At 69.4% G+C, this 21,185-nt stretch carries 20 protein-coding genes; 5 read left to right on the plus strand and 15 right to left on the minus strand.

Annotation, left to right across the window (positions count from 1 at the left end):
• Window positions 1-68: 68 nt before the first annotated feature.
• Window positions 69-2,645, minus strand: a complete 2,577-nt coding sequence (pepN, locus tag ACFY1U_RS00110; RefSeq protein ID WP_390691871.1) for an aminopeptidase N — start codon at window positions 2,643-2,645, stop codon at window positions 69-71.
• A 150-nt stretch (window positions 2,646-2,795) separates the two neighbouring features.
• Here pepN and ACFY1U_RS00115 point away from each other — a divergent pair, with 150 nt between their 5' ends.
• Window positions 2,796-3,458, plus strand: a complete 663-nt coding sequence (locus tag ACFY1U_RS00115) for a DsbA family protein (RefSeq protein WP_390691872.1) — start codon at window positions 2,796-2,798, stop codon at window positions 3,456-3,458.
• 63 nt (window positions 3,459-3,521) lie between these two features.
• Here ACFY1U_RS00115 and ACFY1U_RS00120 read toward each other — a convergent pair whose 3' ends face one another.
• The 4 genes from ACFY1U_RS00120 to ACFY1U_RS00135 form a co-directional block, all read right to left on the minus strand.
• Complete coding sequence (locus tag ACFY1U_RS00120; protein WP_390691873.1) at window positions 3,522-3,752, minus strand: hypothetical protein; 231 nt, start codon at window positions 3,750-3,752, stop codon at window positions 3,522-3,524.
• A 67-nt stretch (window positions 3,753-3,819) separates the two neighbouring features.
• Window positions 3,820-5,244, minus strand: coding sequence for an FGGY family carbohydrate kinase (locus ACFY1U_RS00125; protein ID WP_390691874.1), 1,425 nt, complete (start codon window positions 5,242-5,244; stop codon window positions 3,820-3,822).
• 101 nt (window positions 5,245-5,345) lie between these two features.
• Window positions 5,346-6,368, minus strand: coding sequence for a 2-hydroxyacid dehydrogenase (locus ACFY1U_RS00130; protein ID WP_390691875.1), 1,023 nt, complete (start codon window positions 6,366-6,368; stop codon window positions 5,346-5,348).
• Between the two features lie 43 nt (window positions 6,369-6,411).
• Entirely contained in the window at window positions 6,412-7,248 is an 837-nt protein-coding gene (locus ACFY1U_RS00135; RefSeq protein ID WP_390691876.1) for a DeoR/GlpR family DNA-binding transcription regulator, read from the minus strand.
• A gap of 285 nt (window positions 7,249-7,533) precedes the next feature.
• Here ACFY1U_RS00135 and ACFY1U_RS00140 point away from each other — a divergent pair, with 285 nt between their 5' ends.
• Window positions 7,534-8,982 carry an FGGY-family carbohydrate kinase gene (locus tag ACFY1U_RS00140; RefSeq protein WP_390691877.1) on the plus strand — a complete coding sequence of 483 codons (1,449 nt, stop codon included), beginning with the start codon at window positions 7,534-7,536 and terminating at the stop codon, window positions 8,980-8,982.
• Window positions 8,979-9,593, plus strand: a complete 615-nt coding sequence (locus tag ACFY1U_RS00145) for a histidine phosphatase family protein (RefSeq protein WP_390691878.1) — start codon at window positions 8,979-8,981, stop codon at window positions 9,591-9,593. Before ACFY1U_RS00140 ends, ACFY1U_RS00145 begins: the two co-directional genes overlap by 4 nt.
• 159 nt (window positions 9,594-9,752) lie before the next feature.
• Here ACFY1U_RS00145 and ACFY1U_RS00150 read toward each other — a convergent pair whose 3' ends face one another.
• The 3 genes from ACFY1U_RS00150 to ACFY1U_RS00160 all read right to left on the minus strand — a co-directional run bounded on the left by ACFY1U_RS00150 (window position 9,753) and on the right by ACFY1U_RS00160 (window position 12,120).
• Window positions 9,753-11,030, minus strand: a complete 1,278-nt coding sequence (locus tag ACFY1U_RS00150) for a VanZ family protein (RefSeq protein WP_390691879.1) — start codon at window positions 11,028-11,030, stop codon at window positions 9,753-9,755.
• An 87-nt stretch (window positions 11,031-11,117) separates the two neighbouring features.
• Window positions 11,118-11,525 carry a hypothetical protein gene (locus tag ACFY1U_RS00155; RefSeq protein ID WP_390691880.1) on the minus strand — a complete coding sequence of 136 codons (408 nt, stop codon included), beginning with the start codon at window positions 11,523-11,525 and terminating at the stop codon, window positions 11,118-11,120.
• 190 nt (window positions 11,526-11,715) lie between these two features.
• Window positions 11,716-12,120, minus strand: coding sequence for an ATP-binding protein (locus ACFY1U_RS00160; protein ID WP_390691881.1), 405 nt, complete (start codon window positions 12,118-12,120; stop codon window positions 11,716-11,718).
• Window positions 12,121-12,331: 211 nt separating this feature from the next.
• On the opposite strand from ACFY1U_RS00160, the gene ACFY1U_RS00165 reads away from it, so the two are divergent.
• Both ACFY1U_RS00165 and ACFY1U_RS00170 read left to right on the plus strand, forming a co-directional pair.
• Window positions 12,332-13,213 carry a helix-turn-helix domain-containing protein gene (locus ACFY1U_RS00165; protein WP_390691882.1) on the plus strand — a complete coding sequence of 294 codons (882 nt, stop codon included), beginning with the start codon at window positions 12,332-12,334 and terminating at the stop codon, window positions 13,211-13,213.
• Window positions 13,210-13,416, plus strand: coding sequence for a DUF397 domain-containing protein (locus tag ACFY1U_RS00170; protein ID WP_390691883.1), 207 nt, complete (start codon window positions 13,210-13,212; stop codon window positions 13,414-13,416). The genes ACFY1U_RS00165 and ACFY1U_RS00170 overlap by 4 nt, the downstream gene beginning before the upstream one ends.
• Window positions 13,417-13,556: 140 nt before the next feature.
• Here ACFY1U_RS00170 and ACFY1U_RS00175 read toward each other — a convergent pair whose 3' ends face one another.
• The 7 genes from ACFY1U_RS00175 to ACFY1U_RS00205 all read right to left on the minus strand — a co-directional run bounded on the left by ACFY1U_RS00175 (window position 13,557) and on the right by ACFY1U_RS00205 (window position 20,804).
• Window positions 13,557-14,198, minus strand: coding sequence for a superoxide dismutase (locus ACFY1U_RS00175; protein WP_390691884.1), 642 nt, complete (start codon window positions 14,196-14,198; stop codon window positions 13,557-13,559).
• A gap of 212 nt (window positions 14,199-14,410) precedes the next feature.
• On the minus strand, window positions 14,411-15,307 hold the full coding sequence (locus tag ACFY1U_RS00180; protein ID WP_390691885.1) for a TauD/TfdA dioxygenase family protein: 897 nt from the start codon (window positions 15,305-15,307) through the stop codon (window positions 14,411-14,413).
• Window positions 15,308-15,322: 15 nt separating this feature from the next.
• Window positions 15,323-16,663 carry an LLM class flavin-dependent oxidoreductase gene (locus ACFY1U_RS00185; protein ID WP_390691886.1) on the minus strand — a complete coding sequence of 447 codons (1,341 nt, stop codon included), beginning with the start codon at window positions 16,661-16,663 and terminating at the stop codon, window positions 15,323-15,325.
• Window positions 16,664-16,784: 121 nt separating this feature from the next.
• Complete coding sequence (locus ACFY1U_RS00190) at window positions 16,785-17,501, minus strand: ABC transporter ATP-binding protein (RefSeq protein ID WP_390691887.1); 717 nt, start codon at window positions 17,499-17,501, stop codon at window positions 16,785-16,787.
• Window positions 17,477-18,328: an ABC transporter permease gene (locus ACFY1U_RS00195; RefSeq protein ID WP_390691888.1), complete on the minus strand. Its 852-nt coding sequence runs from the start codon at window positions 18,326-18,328 to the stop codon at window positions 17,477-17,479. The genes ACFY1U_RS00190 and ACFY1U_RS00195 overlap by 25 nt, the downstream gene beginning before the upstream one ends.
• Window positions 18,325-19,392, minus strand: a complete 1,068-nt coding sequence (locus ACFY1U_RS00200) for an ABC transporter substrate-binding protein (RefSeq protein ID WP_390691889.1) — start codon at window positions 19,390-19,392, stop codon at window positions 18,325-18,327. The genes ACFY1U_RS00195 and ACFY1U_RS00200 overlap by 4 nt, the downstream gene beginning before the upstream one ends.
• A gap of 245 nt (window positions 19,393-19,637) precedes the next feature.
• A complete protein-coding gene (locus ACFY1U_RS00205; RefSeq protein WP_390691890.1) occupies window positions 19,638-20,804 on the minus strand; it encodes an ROK family protein in 1,167 nt (388 codons plus the stop codon).
• Between the last annotated feature and the right edge of the window lie 381 nt (window positions 20,805-21,185).

Consider the following 21,185-nt stretch of genomic DNA (forward strand, 5'->3'; position numbering starts at 1 on the left):
TTACGGGTGTGATTGACCGGATTCCGTAACGGTCACGGGCGGATCAACCGTTGGCCAAAGCTCGCGTCCTAGGCGCCCGCGGCCTGGGCCCGCAGCGCCCGCGCCAGATCGTCGCGCGCCTCGAGGACCAGCCTGCGCAGCGCCGGTGCCGCGTCCTCGTGGGCCGCGAGCCACGCGTCCGTCGCGTCCAGCGTCGACTGCGCGCCCTGCTCCGTCGGGTGGGACGGGAACAGTCCCCGGACCACGTCCATGCCGATCTGGATCGACCGCTCCCGCCACACCCGCTCGATCGCCGCGAAGTACTTCGCGGTGTAGGGCGCGATCAGCTCCCGCTGCGAAGGCTGCGCGAAGCCCGCGATCGTCGCCTCCACCAGGGCGTTGGACAGCGCGTCCGACTCCACCACCTGCGCCCAGGCCTGCGCCTTCACCGCTTCGGAGGGGCGGGCGGCCAGACAGCGGACCTGGTGGCGCTTGCCGGACGCCGTGTCGTCGCGGGCCAGCTCCGCCGCCAGCACCGTCTCGTCCGCGGCCCCGTGCGCGGCCAGCGGCTCCAGGAACGCCCAGCGCAGCTCCTGGTCCACCTCGAGACCGTCGACCTTCTCCGTACCGTCCAACAGGCCGCGCAGCAGCGCCAGTTCGTCCGGCCCTGCCGCCACCGTCGCGAGGAAACGGGCCCAGGCCAGCTGCTGCTCGCTGCCCGGCTCGGCCGCCCGCAGATCCCGCAGGGCGACCTCGGCCAGCAGCCGCTCGCCGGTCGGCCGCCAGGCCGGTGGCGCATAGTTGACCAGCGCCGAGTTCGCCCAGGCGTGCAGCATCTGCAGCACGCCGATGTCGGACTCGCGGCGCGCGAACCGCGTCACCAGCTCCACGAAGTCGGCGGCGGGCAGCAGCGCGTCCCGGGTCAGGTTCCACAGCGCCGACCAGCACAGGGCGCGGGCCAGCGGATCGGTGATCGCCCCCAGGTGCTCGCGCAGGGTGGCCAGCGAGGTGCCGTCGAAGCGGATCTTGCAGTACGTGAGGTCGTCGTCGTTGACGAGCACCAGCTCCGGAGCCTCGGCACCCGCCAGCTCCGCCACGACCGTACGCGGACCGTCGACGTCCGCCTCGACCCGGGCGTACCGCTCCAGGGCGCCCTCGGGCGTACGCCGGTACAGACCGACCGCCACCCGGTGCGGCCGCAGCTCGGGGTGAGACTCGGCCGCCTCCTGGAGCACCGCCAGCTCGTCGACCCTCCCCTCCGCGTCCAGCAGCACCTGCGGGGTGAGGGAGTTGACGCCGGCCGTCTGCAGCCACTTCAGCGCCCAGGCGCCCATGTCCCGGCCGCTGGTCTCCTCCAGCACCGACAGCAGATCGCCGAGGCGCGTGTTCCCGTACGCGTTGCGCTTGAAGTAGCGGCGCGCGCCCTCCAGGAACGCGTCCTGCCCGACGTACGCCACCAGCTGCTTCAGCACCGACGCGCCCTTGGCGTACGTGATGCCGTCGAAGTTGAGCTTCGCGTCCTGCAGGTCGCGGATGTCGGCGGTGATCGGGTGGGTGGAGGGCAGCTGGTCGGCCCGGTACGCCCAGGCCTTGCGGCGGTTGGCGAAGGTGATCCAGGCGTCGGTGAAGCGGGTCGCGCCGACGTTGGCGAAGGTGCCCATGAAGTCCGCGAAGGACTCCTTCAGCCACAGGTCGTCCCACCACACCATGGTGACCAGGTCGCCGAACCACATGTGCGCCATCTCGTGCAGGATGACGTTGGCCCGCCCCTCGTACGAGGCCCGGGTGACCTTGCCCCGGAAGATGAACTCCTCGCGGAAGGTGACCAGACCCGGGTTCTCCATCGCGCCGAGGTTGTACTCGGGGACGAAGGCCTGGTCGTACTTCCCGAAGGGGTACGGGTAGTCGAAGTGGTCGTGGAAGAAGTCCAGGCCCTGCTTGGTGACGAGGAAGACGTCGTCCGAGTCGAAGTAGGGCGCCAGGCCCTTGCGGCACAGGGCGCCGAGGGGGATCTCGAGACGCGTACCGTCCTCGAAGGTCCGCTCGTAGGAGTCCGTGACGTAGTGGTACGGCCCCGCCACCACGCACGTGATGTACGTCGAGATCGGCTTGGTCTCCGCGAACCTCCACACCCCGTCCGCCCGCTCGCCGACGCCGTTGCTCCAGACCGTCCAGCCCTCCGGCGCCCGCACCTCGAAGCGGAAGGGGGCCTTGAGGTCCGGCTGCTCGAAGCCCGCGAAGACCCGGCGGGAGTCGGCCGGCTCGTACTGGGTGTACAGGTACACCTCGCCGTCCTCGGGGTCGACGAAGCGGTGCAGGCCCTCGCCGGTGCGGGAGTACGCGCACTGCGCGTCGACGACCAGCTCGTTCTCGGCGGCGAGGTCCTCCAGCAGGATCCGGGAGCCGTCGAAGACCTGGCCGGGGTCGAGATCCCTCCCGTTGAGTGAGACGGAGGTCACACTCGGTGCGATCAGGTCGACGAAGGTGGCGGCGCCGGGCTCGTTGCTGCGGAAACGGATCGTGGTGACGGACCGGAAGGTCCGCGGACCGTCCCCGCCCTGTTCCCCCACCGCCGTACGCAGGTCGAGGGACACGTCGTACCCGTCGACGGACAGCAGGGCGGCCCGCTCCCGGGCCTCGTCGCGGGTCAGATTCTCACCGGGCACGGGCGGTACTCCCTCTGGGGCATATCGGACATCGACGGGTACGGCGGAACAGGACCGATCCTGCCATGTGCCCCTGACCCCGGGCACCCGGGAATGGGCTCGGTGATGGCCGGTGTTGCCTGGGGAAACGACCGTATTCCTGGGAGAGCCATGTCCGAGACCGCGACCACCTCCGCCAAGACCCCCGTCGACTTCTGGTTCGACCCGCTGTGCCCCTGGGCCTGGATGACGTCCCGCTGGGTGCTCGAAGTGGAGAAGGTCCGGGACATCGAGGTCCGCTGGCACATCATGAGCCTGGCGGTGCTCAACGAGAACCGGATCGACGAGCTGCCCGAGGAGTACCGGGAGATGCTCGCCACCAAGGCATGGAAGCCGGTGCGCGTGGTGACCGCGGCCTGGCAGAAGCACGGCGAGGACGTCGTGGGCCCGCTCTACACCGCCCTCGGTACCCGCATCCACAACCAGGGCGAGGGCCCGACGGTCGAGGCGATCGTGGGCGCCCTGGCCGACGTCGGCCTGCCCGCCGACCTCATCGACTACGCCGACCAGGAGGACTTCGAGTTCGACGCCGAGCTGCGCGCCTCCCACAAGGAGGGCATCGAGAAGGTCGGCCAGGAGGTCGGCACCCCCGTGATCGCCGTCCCCGGCTCCGACGGTGAGCAGATCGCCTTCTTCGGCCCGGTCGTCACCCCGGCCCCCAAGGGCGAGGACGCCGCCAAGCTCTGGGACGGCACGCTGGCCGTCGCCTCGGTGCCGGGCTTCTACGAGATCAAGCGGACCCGGACGGCGGGGCCGGACTTCAGCAACCTCTAGGGGTACTCGGAGTCGGCCGTCGCGGCAGCCCGGAATCCGTCCCGCCAGGGCGGATTCCGGACGTCATTCCCCGGCCGCCGCCTCCTTCCGGAAACTCTCGGGGAGGAGGTCGCCCTTTGCCCTGTTGAGGTACGGCTGGTACCAGAGGCACTTCTCGGCGGTGCAGCGCCAGAGGTTCCCCACGAAGAAGCGTGGACCCTTCTTCTCCCGTACGGCAGCCTTCTCCGCGCCGTTGAGCCGCCGGAACTTCTGCCTGCTCCGACACGTCGGGCACTCCCGCTCGATCTCGGTCATGAACGGTAGTACAGCGCGTACACGGCGTACGCGTCCCCGGAATCGTCGGGTCCCGGTGGTGCGACGTTCACGCCCGCGCCCTTCCCCGCGCTTGCGCGAGCCGGGCCAGATGGTCCTCATAGGCCTTCGCGTAGTACGCCGCCCGGCCCGCGTCCGGCTCCACGACCGCGGTCGGCTCGGTCCACGCCGCCGCGTCCAGCGCGATCCCGTACCGCTCCGCCGCCGCCAACACCGCGCCCCGCGCGCCCACTTCGCCCTCGACGACCCGCAACGGCCGCCCCAGGACATCGGCGAGCAGCCGCATCCAGGCGGGACTGCGCGTACCCCCGCCGCAGACGGCCAGGGAGCCCGTAAGTCCTGCCGCCTCCAGGCAGTGGCGGGCGGCGTACCCGATGCCCTCGCAGGTGGCGCGGACCAGGTCCGCCTTCGTCGACTCAAGGGAAACGCCGGTGAGCTCCGCACGCAGACGCGGCTCGACGAAGGGGGCGCGCTCGCCGGACGGGGCGAAGTACGGCAGGACGCGCACGCCGTTCGCACCGGGCGGGGTCCCGGCGAGCAGACCGTCGACCTCCTCGTGCCGCACGCCCGTCGTCGACAGCACCCAGTCCAAAGCCGCCGTGCCGACCATCGCGGGCATGGCGCGCAGCCAGTGACCGGGACGGTCGGTGGAGATGTACAGGCCGGCCGGCTCGCCGGTCAGGTCGAGATCGGTCGTGGCGACCAGGCTGGCCAGGCAGGTGCCGACGATCAGCAGACCGTCCCCCGGGGTCGTGACACCCGCGCCGAGCGCACACGACGGGAGGTCGTACGGGCCGTTCGCCAGCCGCGTGCCGGCCGGCAGCCCCTCCCCGCGTGCCTCCGCCGTCGCGATCGGATCCCCGATGGGGGCGAGCAGCCCACGGCGGTGGGTCAGCCCCAGCAGCTCCATCACCCGGTCGTCGTACGCCCGCGTCCGCGGATCGAGGAACGGCATCGACGCGTCCGACACATCCGTCGTCACCGGCGCCCCCGTCAGCCGCCGGAACACCATGTCCTTGCAGTACAGGGCAGTCGCCGCGGCGTCCAGGGACTTCGGCTCGTGACGATCGAACCAGGCCAGCAGAGGCCCTGGACACCCGGGGAACATGGCACTCCCCGTCCGCCCGAACACCGTCTCGAAGGTCCCGTCCGCCAGCCACTGATCGAGCAGCTCATGCGCCCGCCCGTCCATCCAGGAGGCAGCGGCCCGCACCGGCCGCCCGTCCTTGTCGACCAGCCACACCCCGTCGCCCTGCCCGGTGAGCCCGGCGAGCTCCACCGGTTCGCCCACCCGCGAGGTCACCGCCTCCAGCACGCCGACGACGGCCGCATACACCTCCTCCATGTCCTGCTCGACGACACCCCCGTGCAGGGCGAGTCCTACGGGCCGTGCCTCGACGGCGAGTTCACGCCCCGCACCGTCGAACGCGGCGGCCTTCACCATGGACGTACCGACGTCGATACCGACGTACATCACGTATCTCCTTTGCGGCTCGACACTGCCCTAAAGGGGCGCGGGGAACTGCGCGACCAGCCACAACGCAGCCGCAGACGCACAACGGCAAACCGCGGCACTCACGTCAGCGCATGCGCAAGTGGCTCCCCGCGCACCCAGCGGCCCACTTCAGCGGCAGCGATATCCGCAGCCTTCTCCGCCACCGCCCGAGAAGCCCCACCCAGATGCGGCGTCATCACCACCCGCTCCCGCAGCCCGAACAGCCGCGACCCCTGCGGCACGGGCTCCGTCGCGTAGGTGTCGAGGGCGGCGGCCGACAGCCGCCCACTCTCCAACGCGTCGCACAACGCGTCCTCGTCCAGCAGCGGTCCGCGCGCCACGTTCACGACCACCGCCCCCTCCGGCAGCAGCGCCAGCTCACCCGCACCGATCAGACCGCGGGTCTCAGCGGTGAGCCGCGCATGCAGGCTGATCACCCGGGACCGCCGTAGGAGTTCGTCCAGCGAGGACACCCGCAGCCCGTGGATCTCGCCCCGCACATACGGGTCGTAGACCATCACCTGCGCCCCGAACGCACACAGCGCCCGGGCGACCCGGCTGCCCACAGCCCCGTAGCCGACGAGCCCGACCGGCAGGTCCTCCAGCTCCAGTCCGCTGTGTTCGTACGTGTAGTACGTCGCTCCCTGCCAACTGCCCTCCCCGGCAAGCAGATGGTGGGCCTGCGGGATGCGCCGCAGGGCCGCCAGCATCAGGCCGACGGTGAACTCGGCGGTGGCGGCGGCGTTGCGCCCGGGGGCGAAGCAGACGCGGACGTCGTGCCGTTTGGCCGCGTCCAGGTTGACGTTGACCGGGCCGCCCCGGCACACGACCACCAGCCGCAGGTCCGGGCAGGCGTCCAGGACGCGCTCCGTCACCGGCCCCATCTGGGTGACCAGCACCTGAGCCCCCGCGAGCGCGTCGATCAGCTCGTCCTCGGCGTCGCTGGCCTCCGTCACCTCGGCCACCGGACCGAAGGGCTCCAGAGGCCAGCCGAGAGTCAACTCGCGTACCTCGCAGGCGAGTTCCTGGCGCACCGCCGCCGTGATGAGCGGCGGCAGGATGAAGTGGTCGCCGGCGGCGACGACACGCACGGGTTCGCTCATCGCAGCAAGTCTCCTGTCTCGAGGCCGCACCCGGAGGCGCAGATCATGTGGCTCCGGCTCGGTCGTCGCTGCCCTTCGTCGCGCAGACCTGATAGGTGACCTTGTGCTCGTCCAGGTCCCGCAGCGCCTGAGCCGACGCCCCGTCGTCCACGAGGAGCAGGTCGAAGCGGGAGAGCGGGACGACCCGGTGCAGGGCGGTCCGGGCGAGCTTGGTGTGGTCGATGAGCAGGACGTTGCGGGCCGCCGAGTCGAGCATCGCCCGCTTCACCGACACGATGTGCTGCTCCTGGTGGTAGGCGTGACCCCCATGCACGGCGGATGTCGACGCGAAGCACACATCCACCCGGAGCGACTGCACCGCCTCCACGCAGGACACCCCGAGGAAGGACGAGTGCAGGGGGTCGTAGTCGCCGCCGAGGGCCATCAGACGGATGTCCCGCTGGTCGGCGAGCAGGTTGATCGCCTCCAGGAAGTTGGTGACGACCGTCAGCGGGGTGATCTCACCGAGCCGCAGCCTGCGGGCTATCTCCAGCGCGGAGGTGGAGTCGTCCAGCATGATCGCCATGCCGGGCTCTATCGACCTCAGCGCCTGCTCGGCGACGGCGGCCTTCTCCGCCCGCATGGTCTTCAGCCGGTACTGCACGTTCGACTCGAACACACCGGACGGCTGGGCGGTCACCCCGCCCCTGAACTTCCTCACCAGGCCCTGCCGTTCGAGTTCGTCGAGGTCCCGGTGGATGGTCATCAGGCTCACCCCGAACCGCTCGGCGAGCTCGGCCGCGCTCGCCGAACCGTCGGCCAGGACCAGTTCGGCCATGGCGGCCTGCCGGGCCGCCGGCCCCTGCTGGTGTGCGCTGCCCCCGCTGCTGTTGCTGCTCATCGCGCCCCGATCAGTCGTCCTGGACCCTGGGGCCCGTCGGCCTCGAACAGCAGCAGGTTCTCAGGCCGGAACCTCAGCCGTACCGGATCGTCGGACCGCAGCCCGGTCGTGTCGGCGCGCGGCGCGACCGGCGAGCCCCGGTGTGCGGTGCGGGGTGACACGTCGCGTCGGCCCGCTCACCGAGGGTGTAACAGCGGAAGATGGCCGTCAATCCCTCGCGCAGTCGAAAATCTCAGGGCAGAGTGAGAAGTTCACATCCCGGGTCGCGATCCGTGGGAGGTCCGGATGGGGTATGAGGGCGAGGCCTGGCTGGGCATCGACCTGGGCACGCAGAGCGTCCGTGTGCTGCTCGCCGCCGCCGACGGCACGGTCCTGGGCGCCGGTTCGGCTCCCTTGGCGGGGATGCGTGACGGGGTGCGGCACGAGCAGGATCCGGGGGAGTGGTGGACCGCGCTGTGCACGGCGTGCCGGGGCGCCCTCAAGGACGTCGAGGACCCGGCTGCCCGTATCGGCGGGCTCGCGGTGTGCGGCACGTCCGGGACCGTGCTGCTGACGGATGCGGCGGGGCGGCCGGTGAGCCCCGCGCTGATGTACGACGACGGGCGGGCCTGGGCCGAGGCGGAGCGGCTGCGGAGCGCGGGGCTCACCGTGCAGAACACGTGGGGGCTGCCGAAGGCGCTGTGGCTCCTGCGCACGCATGGGCGGGGGCGCGTCACCCACCAGCCCGACCTCGTCGCGGCCCAACTCGTCGGCCGTCCCGTCCCCACCGACTCCAGCCACGCCCTCAAGACGGCCTACGACGTGGAGCGCGAGGCCTGGCCGGACATCCCCGGCGTACCCGAACTGCCCGACGTCGTACGGCCCGGCACCCCGCTCGGCGAGGTCTGCCCGGCCGCCGCGCAGGCCACCGGGATCCCCGCCGGCACCCCGGTGATCGCCGGGATGACCGACGGCTGCGCGGCGCAGATCGCGTCCGGGGCGCTGCGGCCGGGTTCCTGGAACTCGGTGCTCGGCACGACACTCGTCCTCAAGGGCGCCTCCGCCGAGCCCGTCCGCGACCCGACCGGCGTGGTCTACAACCACCGTGCCCCGGACGGTAGTTGGCTGCCCGGCGGGGCGTCCAGCGTGGGCGCGGGGGTGCTGACCGCCGCCTTCGCGGGCGCCGACCCGGCCGCGATGGACGCGCGGGCGGCCGCCCATGAGCCCTCGGGCGCGGTGGCGTACCCCCTCGTGTCGCCCGGCGAGCGGTTCCCGTTCCTGGCGCCGCACGCCTCCGCCCTGGTCCTGGGCGAACCTGACGGGGAGGCCGACCTGTGGGCCGCACTGCTCCAGGGCGTCGCCTTCGCCGAGCGGCTCTGTCTGGACTACCTGCACCACCTGGGCGCCCCGATGGACGGCCCGCTCACCTTCACCGGCGGCGGCGCCCGCAGCCCGTACTGGAACCAGCTCCGCGCCGACATCCTCGGCCGCCCGGCCCGCGTACCGGAGCAGACCGAGCCGGCCCTCGGCATGGCCGCCCTGGCCGCCCACGGCACGGGCTCGGGCCCCCTGACGGACGTCGCCGACCGCATGGTCCGCATCCACACCGTCCTCGCACCCCGCCCCGGCCGCACGGCCCTGTTCGCCGAGCCGTACACCCGTCTCGTCGACGAACTGGCGGCCCGCGGCTGGCTGCCACCACCGGTGGCGGCACACGCACGCGAGCGCCTCGGCCGGGATACTGCGGGTTCATGACCACGACCCTGCTGCTGGCCCGTCACGGCCAGACCGTGTGGCACGCCGAGAACCGTTACGCGGGCGTGAGCGACGTCGCCCTCACGGAGACCGGCCGCGCCCAGGCCGAGGCCCTCGGGCGCTGGGCCGCCGCCCACCCCGTCGACGCGATCTGGACGTCCACCGTCTCCCGTGCGATCGCCACCGCCGAACCCGCCTGCCGCGCCCTCGGCCTCACCCCGCGCCGCGAACCCGACCTGCGGGAATGCGACTTCGGGGTGGTGGAGGGCCGTACTCTCGCCGAGTTCGCGGCCGAGGACCCGAAGGCGGCGGAGGCCTTCCGTGCCGACCCCGTGGCCCACCCCTTCCCCGGCGCCGAGGACCCGACGGCCGCGGCACACCGTGGCGCCGCCGCCCTGCATCGCATCGCCGCCGCCCACGACGGCCAACGCGTCCTGGTCGTCGCCCACAACACCCTGCTCCGGCTGGTGCTGTGCGAGCTGCTGTCCATTCCGCTGGGCGAGTACCGGCGGGTCCTTCCGCGACTGCGGAATGCGGCGGTCACCGAACTCCGTATGGAAGCCGGGGCAGTTGGGCTGATCTCGCTGAATGTCCCTGTGGCTTCCTCGTAGCCGGGCGGTCCCTGCGATTCAGGGGTGCAACCTGCGGACACGAAGACGCCCCCGTATTCGTACCGGCTCCGGCCCAGGCGCTATGTCCTCCAGCCCCTTGACCAGCCGGACCATGGGCCACCCCTTGAGCACCCTCGAACGGCACCGCCCCGATTCACGTCAACGGACCAGACTGCTCTGGGGTATCTGGCGGCCGGTGACTGCATCGACGAACACATCGCTGGTCTCAAGGCCCATCATCCACACAGGCCGCCATCCCTGGCCTTTGACTTTCTGTGCAAGGAGCACTGCACCCTGCGTCGTTCGGCCTGAGTACTGGTGGGCCAGTTGCGCCGCTTTGCTCTCGCTGACCGTGGTCTTCGGCAGTTGGGGGTCCTGTATGGCTCGGGCGGTGAAGTTCATGATGCGACCGGCCGAGGTCACTGTGATGTCCAGCCGCATCGGCATCATCAAGCCCGCCTTGTAACGCCGATAGATGAGTATGTAGACGGCGGTGCTCCCGGATCCGCTCACGCGAACCTTGCGGTGCGCGCCGCGGACTTCATCCGGGAACCAGCGCTCGGCAAAACGGGTGCCGACCGACTCCGCCTGTTTCTGGTTCAGAGATCCTTCTTCGGCCTTGTTGTCCTTGAACGCGGCCTGTTCCAGTTTCTTGTCGGGCCACCAGCCGGAGATGTCTCCGAGGTCGGTGGAAGCCGTCACCAGAATGCGTCCATCCCGCTTTACGCTCACTGTCGGCCCCATGTTGGCCTTCGGGCCGAACACATACCTTGCCGCTCCGGTGATCCAAGCGTCCGAACCATCCAGGGCCCTCGCTTCGGCTGCGGCGTTGTGACGTTCCGACACCGGAACGTATGGGTTGACCGACGAGCGAAACACACCGATCAGGGCCAAAGACCCGACCGTGGCAAGGCTTATGCCCCAGAAGATGTCTTTCTTCCCTGGCCACCCCGCTTGCCCACGGAACTGCAGCCAAGCCGCGGCTCCCACCACGCCGAGCAGCGCTCCCGTCGCGTTGGCGGCGAGATCGGTGGCACTGCACGAGCGTCCCATCGCCCCTTCCGCCTGCACCAACTCGATCACGCCGCTGGAAATGACCGTCACCGCCGCAACGGTCAAAGGCCGCCGGAAGACGAGTACAGCGAAGAACGGCGCCGGGATGAACAAGGCGACGTTCAGCAGCGCACTCGATGACTGGAACATCTGAGGGAACGGCGAGCTCAGATCACAGATGGCGCCCTGCCCGACAGGGCCACCGTCGGTCGGCAGGAGGGTCACCGCAAAGATTCCGGCGACGCTGCTCGCACACAGCACACGCACAGTGACCGGCTTCTGCCGTATCCGGGCAATCAGCCCTGTGGGCAGCGCCAGGATCAGCGCAAGCACTCCGAACGACAACAACAGGCCAGGAACAGCTTTGATGGACGCGTCAATCAAGTGAGCGACCCTTTCACAGCAAGTGACACGGCGAGAGACACAGGGAAGGGCCCGCAGTGACGGGCCCTTCCCACATCACCAGACGGTTCAGCAGAAGCTGATGTTCGGCGTGTAGTACTGGCCCGTGGAAGCATCCATCAGACCCGCCGCATCGCAGTCCGGAGCATACTTTGCAATGGACTGGCCGCCGAAAGAGTACGAAATCGACTGCCCCGCCGACACTGTCTTCAGCGGGCTGGTGAAGACGGCCTCACTCGTGGACATCTTCAGGTAGGCGGTCACCTTACTGCCGCCGGTCTTTGTGTACTTGGTCGCACCGTAGAAGAGGCTGGAGTTGCCGGTCACCACGGATCCGTTGTGCGCTTCGAAGTACAGGGTGCCGTTGCTCAGTGCGGTGCTGGTGGTCCCCCCGGTGCCGGCGAAGGCAGCCGTAGAGCCCCCGATTACCAGCGCGGCGGACACGGCGGCGGTGGTCAAGACGCGGCCGATAGCCATGATGTGGAGCCTTTCTCGATAGGTCCCGCCAATAGAGGCGGCAGCTGAGCAACGCACTCAACCAGCACTGTGATCTTGCGACCATGATGAAGATCATATGATGTGCTTGAAACCTTGGCCACTGGTTTGAACCTGCGTCACCAGGCGGGATAGACAAGGGACTTGGGTGACCTGGACTGGTGAAGCAGGCTCACGGCTGCTCCCTGGGATGGACCGGCAGGTGCGCCCATACGGTCTTGCCGGTGCTGCGCGGCCGGACGCCCCAGGTCTCCGAGAGGGCGTCGACGAGGAACAGGCCCCGGCCGCCGAGGTCTTCAGGGCCGGGCTTCTGGAGTTCCGGCATCTGCCACTGGTACGAGTCCGACACTTCAAGTACGAGGACGCCGTCGCGGCGGCGTAATGCCAACTCGAAGTAATCGCCGGTTCCTTTGGCGTGGTTGACGACGTTGGTGGCCAGTTCGCTGGTGATGAGGACGGTGTCGTCGACGAGGCCTCCGAGTCTCCATTCGATCAGAACCTGTTTGACGTGCCGCCGTGCTGCAGCGACGGAGTCCCTGCGGACTCGGAACCTTGTTACGTGCGTACGCCCGGACATGCGTCCCCCAAGGGTTGATGGGCAGGCGAGGTGACGGCTACGGGGCGTCTCGGCCCGACGACGTCAAGTGACCGCAACTCACGGTAGAGCGCGACTGGTTGGACTCGCAACTGGAAGAAACGCAAAATTGCGAGCTGCGTTGAGTTGCCAACTTGCTGGCATGTAGCGTCAGCTGACGTGCAGACTGGTTGCACGCAGTGGAGGAGGGGACATGCCCGCAGGTGGACGCCCTACTGTGCGGAGTCGACGGCTGGGCGCGGCGCTCAAGCGATATCGCGAGGCGGCCAAGCTGGATCAGCAACAGGTGGCCGAGTACATCGCCGGTTCAAAGACCAAGGTCAGCAGGATCGAGAGCGGGCAGGTCTCGGCCAGACCCGGTGACGTTCGCCTGATGCTTGAGCTGTACGGCGTCGAAGACCGGGATGTGTACCAGCAGCTTGAGCAGCTAGCTCGAGACTCCAACAAGCGAGGCTGGTGGCTCAATTATGGCTGGGTCGCCAAGGATCCTGGTTTCGCCGACTTCATCACGCTGGAGACCGACGCGACCTATATCCGTACCTGGCAACCACTCTTCCTTCCCGGTCTGCTGCAGACCGATGACTACCTCAAGACCCTGCTGGGGTCGGGCTTGACGGTCCACTCGCCGGAAGCGATCGAAGAGGCAGTCGCCATCAGGCAGATGCGCAGAAAGCTCATCGAGGAGGACGGCGCTCGATTCGCGGCCGTCATCTGGGAGCCGGCGCTCACAGCACCTATGCCGTCCCGGAAAGCGCACCGTGAGCAGTTGCTCCATGTGCTGAATGTGGCGCAGCGGCAGAACGTGAGCATCCAGGTTCTTCCTGTGTCCGAGTGGCGAGCCGCGCACCTGTCCTCTCACTTCGTCATGCTCAGCTTCGGCCCCGAACCTGGCCCGGAAGCTGTCGCTTACGACACCACCAGCAGCACGGTCGTGCTCGAAGAACCGGCGGACATGGGTACCCATGCGCGAATCTTCGAGGCCCTAGCGGCCGCCGCCCTGACTCCGGACCAGAGCCTCTCGTTCATTCGAAGGATGCTGCGGGAGATCCCGGAGGGAGAGAAAGAAGAGGAATGAAGAACCAGGACATAGTGACGGCGTTCAAGAAGTCCACTGCCTCTCAGGGTGGAGGCCAGGACTGTGTGGAAGTCGCTCACACCGCCGAGGGCGGCCGCGCCGTCCGCGACAGCAAGAACCGCGACGGTGGCATTCAGTTCTACTCGGCCGGTGGATGGGCCGAGTTCGTGGCGGGCGTGAAGGCCGGAGCGTTCGACGTCTGACCTGCTCCGGCCTCGCGACGTAAAGGCCGCATGGCACAAAGAAGGCCCTCGCGAGTCACGTCCTCGCGAGGGCCTTCCTCTTCATCCGCCTGCCATGTGAAAGGTGAGAAGACGATCACGAGGCAGGACGCTTCACCGGGTCAGAGGGCCGGCAGCAGTACGTCCGCACGGGACTTCGCGGCCTCGTAACGGCGCGCCACGTCCTGCCAGTTGACGACCCGCCACATCGCCTCGACGAAGTCCGCCTTCTGGTTGCGGTACTGGAGGTAGAAGGCGTGCTCCCAGGCGTCGAAGACGAGGAGCGGCACCGAGCCCTGCCCGACATTGCCCTGGTGGTCGTAGACCTGCTCGACGATCAGCCGACCGCTCAGCGGCTCGTACGCGAGGACGCCCCAGCCCGAGCCCTGGGTGCTGGCGGCGGCCTTCGACAGCTGCGCCCGGAAGCCGGCGAACGACCCGAAGGACTCGGCGATCGCGTCCGCGAGCTCGCCCACGCCGTCCGCAGCCAGCGGCTCACCGCCGCCGTCACCAGTCATGTTGTTCCAGTAGATCGAGTGCAGGATGTGCCCGGACAGATGGAACGCCAGGTTCTTCTCCAGGCCGTTGACGGCCGCCCACGACTCCTTGTCCCGCGCCTCCGCGAGCTGCTCCAGCGCGTCGTTGGCGCCCTTCACATACGCGGCATGGTGCTTGTCGTGATGCAGCTCGATGATCTCGGGGCTGATCACGGGCGCGAGCGCGGAGTAGTCGTACGGCAGGTCGGGAAGCGTGTAGACGGGCATGGGCGGGGTCCCCTCCGGAGATCTTATTGCAAGTAACTTGCAACTACACGCTAACAACAAAAAGCCCCCGTGCGTACACGGGGGCTTCTGTGCGAGGCGGCCGTCGTCAGCGCCTGGCCCGCTGCCAGGCGTACCCGACCGCCGCCAGGGCGGCCTCTCCGCTCAGAAGGAGAGGCCGCCCATGATCCGGACAGGCCCGGAACGTGCTGTGACTATGCGGCTACGGAGGTGTAGTGCGAGGCGTCGCCCTCGATCGAGTAGCTCTCCTTGCCCTCGATGCCGACCGGGACGTCACCGGCGACGGTCACCCGGTGCAGACGGCGCGGCAGACCGTCGTAGTTGTCGACGGCGTAGTGCTGGGTGATGCGGTTGTCGAAGAGGACCAGCTGGTTCTCCGACCAGCGGTGGCGCAGGATGTTCTCCGGCCGGGTGACGTACGCCTGGAGCAGGTCGAGGATCTTGCGGGACTCGCCCGGGGAGAGGCCGACGATCCGCTGCGCGAACCCGCCGATGAACAGGCCGCGCTCACCGGTCAGCGGGTGCACGCGGACCACCGGGTGGATCGTGCGGTACTTGATCGAGGTGAACTGGGCGCGCTGGGCGGCCTGCTGTTCGTCGAGCTCCTCCTCCGGTACGGCGTAGTCGTAGTCGTTGGTGTGCTCCGCCCACAGGGTGTCCGCCAACTGACGCAGAGATTCGGGGAGTTGGCGGTAGGCGGCCGCCGAGTTGGCGATCAGGGTCTCGCCGCCGTACGGCGGGATCGTGATCGAGCGCAGGGTGCTGGCCTGTGGCGGGTTCAGCACGAAGGTGACGTCCGTGTGCCAGTGGTTGGCGGCGCGGCCGCGCTCGCTGTCGACGGGCAGCACGTTCGGGACGCCGTCCACCGAGGAGACCGTCGGGTGGGCGGTGGTGAGGTCGCCGAGATGGCCGACGAAGGCCTGCTGGCCTGCGTCGTCGAGGTTCACGTCGTCGAAGACGAGCGCCTTGTGGACGTTGAGGGCCTCGCGGACCGCGGCGGTCGTCTCCTCGTCGAGCGGCTTGGAGATGTCGACGCCGGAGACGCGGGCGCCGATGTGGGCGGTGACCTTCTGGATTTCGATGCCTGACATGTGCTGGCCGTCCTTTCAGACGAGGGCGGGTTCCTGGGTGGAGTACTGGTTGGCGGGGCGGGGGAGGCCGTAGCGCTCCCGGAGGGTCTGGCGGGGGCCGTACTCCGTGCGGAGCAGGCCCCGGGTGCGGAGGATGGGGACGACCTGGTCGACGAAGGCCTCGAGCCCGGAGGGCAGCACGGCGGGCATGATGTTGAACCCGTCGGCGGCGCCCTGTGTGAACCACGTCTCGATCGCGTCGGCGACCTGCTCGGGCGTGCCCGCGAAGGTGAGGTGGCCGCGTCCGCCGCCGAGCCGGCCGACCAGCTGCCGGACGGTGAGGCGCTCGCGCCGCGCGAGTTCGACGATCAGCGTGTAGCGGCTCTTGGCGCCCTCGATGGCGTCCTCGGGCGGCAGGTCGGAGGGCAGTTGCGAGTCCAACTCCAGTGTGCCTTCAGGGAGTTGCAGGAGCCGCTCCAAACGGTCCACGCCGTGCGTGTACACGATGTGGTCCTCCAGGACCTGCTCGTTCGCCCGCGCCTCGGCCTCCGTGGACCCGATGACCGGCACGATCCCGGGCAGCACCTTGATGAGCCCGGGGTCCCGGCCGGCCGCCGCCGTACGGGATTTGAGGTCGGCGTAGAAGGCCTGCGCGTCGGCCAGGGTCTGCTGGGCGGTGAACACGGCCTCCGCGTAGCGCGCGGCGAACGTCTTCCCGTCCTCGCTCGACCCCGCCTGCACGAGCAGCGGGTAACCCTGGGGCGAGCGGGGCACGTTGAGGGCGCCCTCGACGCTGAAGTAGGTCCCCTTGTGCCGGGGCGGATGGATCTTCGCGTCGTCGCCCCAGACGCCGGCCGCCTTGTCGCCGACGATGGCGTCGTCCTCCCAGCTGTCCCAGAGCTTCAGCGCCACGTCGAGGAACTCGGCGGCGCGGGCGTACCGGTCGGCGTGGGCGGGCTCGTGCTCCAGACCGAAGTTGCGCGCGGCCTCGGCACCCGCCGTGGTGACGATGTTCCAGCCCGCCCGGCCGCCGCTGATGATGTCCAGGGAGGCGAACTTGCGGGCCAGGTTGTAGGGGGAGTTGTACGAGGTGGAGGCGGTGGCGATCAGCCCGATGTGCTCGGTGGCCGTCGCCAGCGCGGTCAGCAGGGTGAGCGGCTCCAGGGCTCCCGCGGGGCGCTGGGCGAGATTGCCCCACAGCTGCGGCCCGTCGGCGAGAAAGAGGGAGTCGAAGGTGCCGCGTTCGGCGGTCCGGGCGAGCCGCACGTAGTGGTCCAGCTCGACATGCGCGTACGGATCGCTTTCGGGCAGCCGCCACGAGGCTTCGTGATGGCCGGTGCTCATGAGGAAGGCGTTGAGGTGGAGCTGGCGGGGCATGGGGTGTCCTTTGCTAAGGGAACTTGCGAGCGCCGGGTGCGCAATTCAGCCCGTCCGGCGTTTGAGGACGAGGCCGTTCAGGCCGAAGCGGGGGTCTGGGGGCGGCAGCCCCCAGTGACGGTCACCGCACCCCCTCGGTGACGCCCAGCGCCGCAAGCAACCGCTCCCGGTACTCGCCGCGCGCCGCCGCATCCCGGTCGATGGCCAGATCGAGCGAGATCCGCCCGGAGTCGAGCACAAGCACCCGGTCGGCGAGCACGATCGCCTCGTCCACGTCATGGGTGACCAGCAGCACGGACGGCTGATGCCGCGTCCACAGCTCCCGCAGCAAGGCGTGCATCTTGATGCGCGTCAGCGCGTCCAACGCCCCGAACGGCTCATCGGCCAGCAGCAGTTCGGGCTCGCGGACCAGCGACCGCGCCAGCGCCGCCCGCTGTGCCTCGCCACCGGACAGCTCGTTCGGCCAGGCCCGTTCGCGCCCCTTCAGGCCCACCTCGGCGAGGGCCTCGCGGCCCTTGTGCTCGGCGTCCTTGCCGTCCAGGCCGAGGAGTACGTTGTCCAGGACCCGGCGCCAGGGCAGCAGCCGGGAGTCCTGGAAGACCACGGACACTTGCTCCGGGGCCGTGAGCTGCCCGCTGCCCGCGACCTTGTGGTCCAGACCGGCGATCGCCCGCAGCAGTGTGCTCTTTCCGGAGCCGCTGTGCCCGAGCAGGGCCGTGAACTGTCCCGCCGGGATATCCAGGTCGATGCCGTCCAGGACGGTCCGCCCCTCGAACGACCGTGTGAGCCCCCGGAGCTGGACGGCGGGCCGGGTCAGCTGCTCAGTGTGCGGCGCCATGACAGCACCCTCCGTTCGATGAGACGGACCGCGCTGTCGGAGACCAGGCCGAAGATCCCGTAGACGAGCAGGCCCACGAGGATGACGTCGGACTGGCCGTAGTTCTGGGCCTGGAACATCATGTAGCCGAGCCCGCTGGTGGCGTTGATCTGCTCCAGGACCACCAGGCCCAGCCAGGAGCCGGTCACCCCGAGCCGGAGTCCCACGAAGAATCCGGGAAGGGCGCCGGGGATGACGATCTGGCGGATGAACCGGAAGCGGGACAGCCCCTGCACCTCGGCGAGTTCGACGTAGCGGCTGTCGATGCCGGACAGCGCGGAGTGCGTGTTCAGATAGATCGGGACGTAGACGACGATCGCGATGATCGCGATCTTGAACGCCTCGCCGATGCCCAGCCAGAGGATGAACAGCGGGATCAGACCGAGGGTCGGGATCGCCCGGTTGAGGTTCACCGTTCCGTCGATCAACGCCTCGCCGACCCGGCTGAGCCCGGCGGCCAGCGCCAGCACGACCCCGGCCGCGAGACCGATCGTGAAGCCGTACGCGGCCCGTTCGAGGGAGGTCAGGATGTCCGTGGGCAGCGTCCCGGCGCTCCACAGCCGGCCCGCGGTCCGCAGCACCGTCCAGGGCGCCGGGATCGCGGCCGGGTCGAGCTGTCCGGCGGCCGAGGCGGCGGCCCACAGGGCGAGGAAGAGGGCGGGGCCGATCAGCCGGGAGGCGGGCAGCCGCCTGCCGGGGGACAGGCCGCGGCGGCGCCGTACGGGATGGCTCCGTTCCTGAGCCTGTGCCGGGAGCGCGGTGGCGGTGGTGGTGGTCACGGCGGTCACCTCCGGTACTCCGCCGGCACGGCCTTGGCGGCGATGGACTCGAAGCGGTGGTCGAAGAGCGAGGAGACGTCGAACTTCTTCACGAAGCCGCCCTCGGCCAGCAGATCGGCGGTCTCCTGCTCCCACTTGATCGCCTCCGCCCAACTCGGCGGGAACAGCGGCTTGTTGGCGAGCTTGCTGATGCCCCGGGCCTGCGCGAGGGTCAGGTTCTGGGTCTTGACGTAGAACTCCTCGTTCCAGGCGTCGGGGTTCTCGTACGTCCAGACCTGGCCCTTGGTCCAGTACGGGATGTACGCGGCGACCGCGGCGGCCTTCGCGGGGTCGTTGAGCACGGAGACCGGCGCCCACAGCAGGTTGAGGAGGTCGACGACGTCCGTGGTGATGGCGTGGGCGCCCTTGGACGCGTACTGCCCCAGATAGGCGGGCGCCTGCTGGTTGGCGAGCGGCGCGATGTCCACCTGGCCGGACTGCAGGGCGGTCAGGAACTGGTTGCTGGTCAGCGGGACGAGGTCGACCTCGTCGTACTTGAGGCCCGCCTTCTTCAGCGCCCGCAGGAGTACGACACCCTGGGCCTGGCCCTGCGAGAAGGCGAGCTTCTTGCCCTTGAAGTCGGCGACCGACCGGATGTCGCTGCCGGGCTTGGTGGCGAAGAGGTAATTCGGCTTGCGGGTGATGTTGATTGCGACGATCTTCGCGGCGAAGCCCTGGTAGTGCGCCTGGATCGGCGGGATTCCCGCGTTGTTGGCGACGTCCAGGGATTTGGCGCGGAAAGCGTTGATCACATCCGGGCCCGCACCGATGTTCAACCAGTTCGACACCTTGAACGGCAGGTCGCCCAGCTTGGCCAGTTTGAACTGGAGTTGCTCGGTGTTCTGATAGGAGGCGATCTTCAGGCTCGTACCGGCCGGAACCTTGTCGGCGAGCGGCGCGGTCGAGACGCCTTTGCTGTCGGCGGATGCACTGCCGCCCGCGCAGCCGGTCAGACCGGCGACACCGGCTGCGGCACCGAGCACTGAGGTGAGAAAGAGCCGTCGGTCGAGACCCGGCACGGGAGAGGAAGGCATGGCAGGACTCCGTGACTTTCAGAGGGAAGGAGTGCAGAGGGGGAGAGCGCAGGCGGAATTCCGGGCAGGGTGGGCCGGAGAAAGGAATTCGCAGAATTAACGCAGAAAGAAATGAGCGCTTCACACGCGGCAACGTGTCAGCAACAAAGGGTGCGACAGCTCACGATCGGGCTCATGAGGACGATGTTCCTGGCCGGCGCCGATCCCTGTCAATATTCGGCGATTCTGAATTAAATAGCCTCAGGTCAAGCGGCCAGCGGATCCCGGTAGAGCACGTCGAGGGCCACCGAACCGCCCGCCACCGCGAGCACCGAATCCGGGAAACTCGTCGGCACCACGGCCGCCGCACGTTCGTCGCCGACCCCTTCGCGCAACGCGTTCAGGCAGTCCTCCCGGTGAATGATCCCGACCTCCGTCACGACCACCGTCTCCGGGTTGAGCACATCGAGCAGCAGCCGCGCCGCCCGCCCGATCGCACCCGCCCGCTGCACCAGCAGCCGTACAGCCTCGGGATCGTCCGCGGCGGCCGCCGCGACCACATGCATGGGATTCACGCCGTCCGTCACGCCCGCCTCCCGCGCCCGCCGGCACAGCGTCCGCTCGCTCAACTCGGCCTGCAGGCAGCCGGTCCGCCCGCAGGCACAGGGCTCCGTGCCGCCCGGCACCGGCAGATGCGCGATGGCGCCCGCCTGGGAGCGGGGCCCGTGGTGCACCTCGTCATGGGTGGCGAACGCCGCGTCGACGACGTTGCCGACGAACAGATGCAGCATGCTCCCGCTGCCCCGCGCCCGCCCGAACAGCCGCTCCGCGTTGACCAGCGCGCGTGCGTGGCCGTCCACATGGACCGGCAGCCCGGTGCGCTCGCCGAGCGCCTCCCGCACCGCCACCTCCCGCCAGCCGAGCAGCGCGTGCTCCACGACGGTCCCGGACTCCCGGTCCACCCAGCCGCCGACGGCCACCCCGACACCGAGAGCTCTGCAACGGGGGTTTCCGGCCAGCAGCGCTCCGAGCCCCTCGGCGGCCCGGGCCAGTACCCACCCGGGATCGGTGCGCTCGTGCTTCAACTCGCGCCGCGCCACCACCCGGCCACGCAGATCGAGCAGCGCGACCGTGGTGTACGGCACCGCCACATGCACCCCGCCGACCACGAACCGGGAGTCGTCCAGGTCGACGGGGACATGCGGGCGGCCCACCCCGTTCGAGCGCCGGGGTGCGGCCGACTCGCGGATCAGGCCCAGTTCGGCGAACCGGGCGCAGTAGTCCGTCACCGACGCGGGGGACAGACCGGTCAGCCGGGCGATGGTGCTGCGGGCCACCGGACCGTGCTCCAGCACGGACCGCAGCACGACGCTCGCGCTGGTGCGGCGGCGGGTGGAAGGGGACGAAAGAGTGGATGCCGTGGCAGAGGGCATGGGAGACCGTCCTCGGGAACGGGGCCGACACGTCTCGGAGGTCGAGGCGCGCCGCGGCCCGCCTCACACCGGACGGCGACAGGTGGCAGCACCCTGGCGTCGCAGGTCGACATAGCGACGCGACGTGAAGTTCCGGGCCTGGGCAACCATGGCTCGAAGGGTAGGCCAGAAAAGGTGAATCCGGCCAGACCACTAGGATTCATTTGGTGAGACCCTACAGACCTGTCTGCCTCCGGCCGGGTGAGCGCGGCCTCCCTGCCTCAGTGACTGGCATCACGCCGAACCAGGTGTAACCAGCACTCTTTGTCCGGAGCCCACCAAGCCCCTGTCTCACCCTTTGTCGATCGCTGACGGTGATCGGCTGAAGGCCGCTGGGATAGC

The sequence above is a fragment of the Streptomyces sp. NPDC001351 genome (assembly GCF_042896045.1).
In the GTDB taxonomy this organism is placed as follows: Bacteria; Actinomycetota; Actinomycetes; order Streptomycetales; family Streptomycetaceae; genus Streptomyces.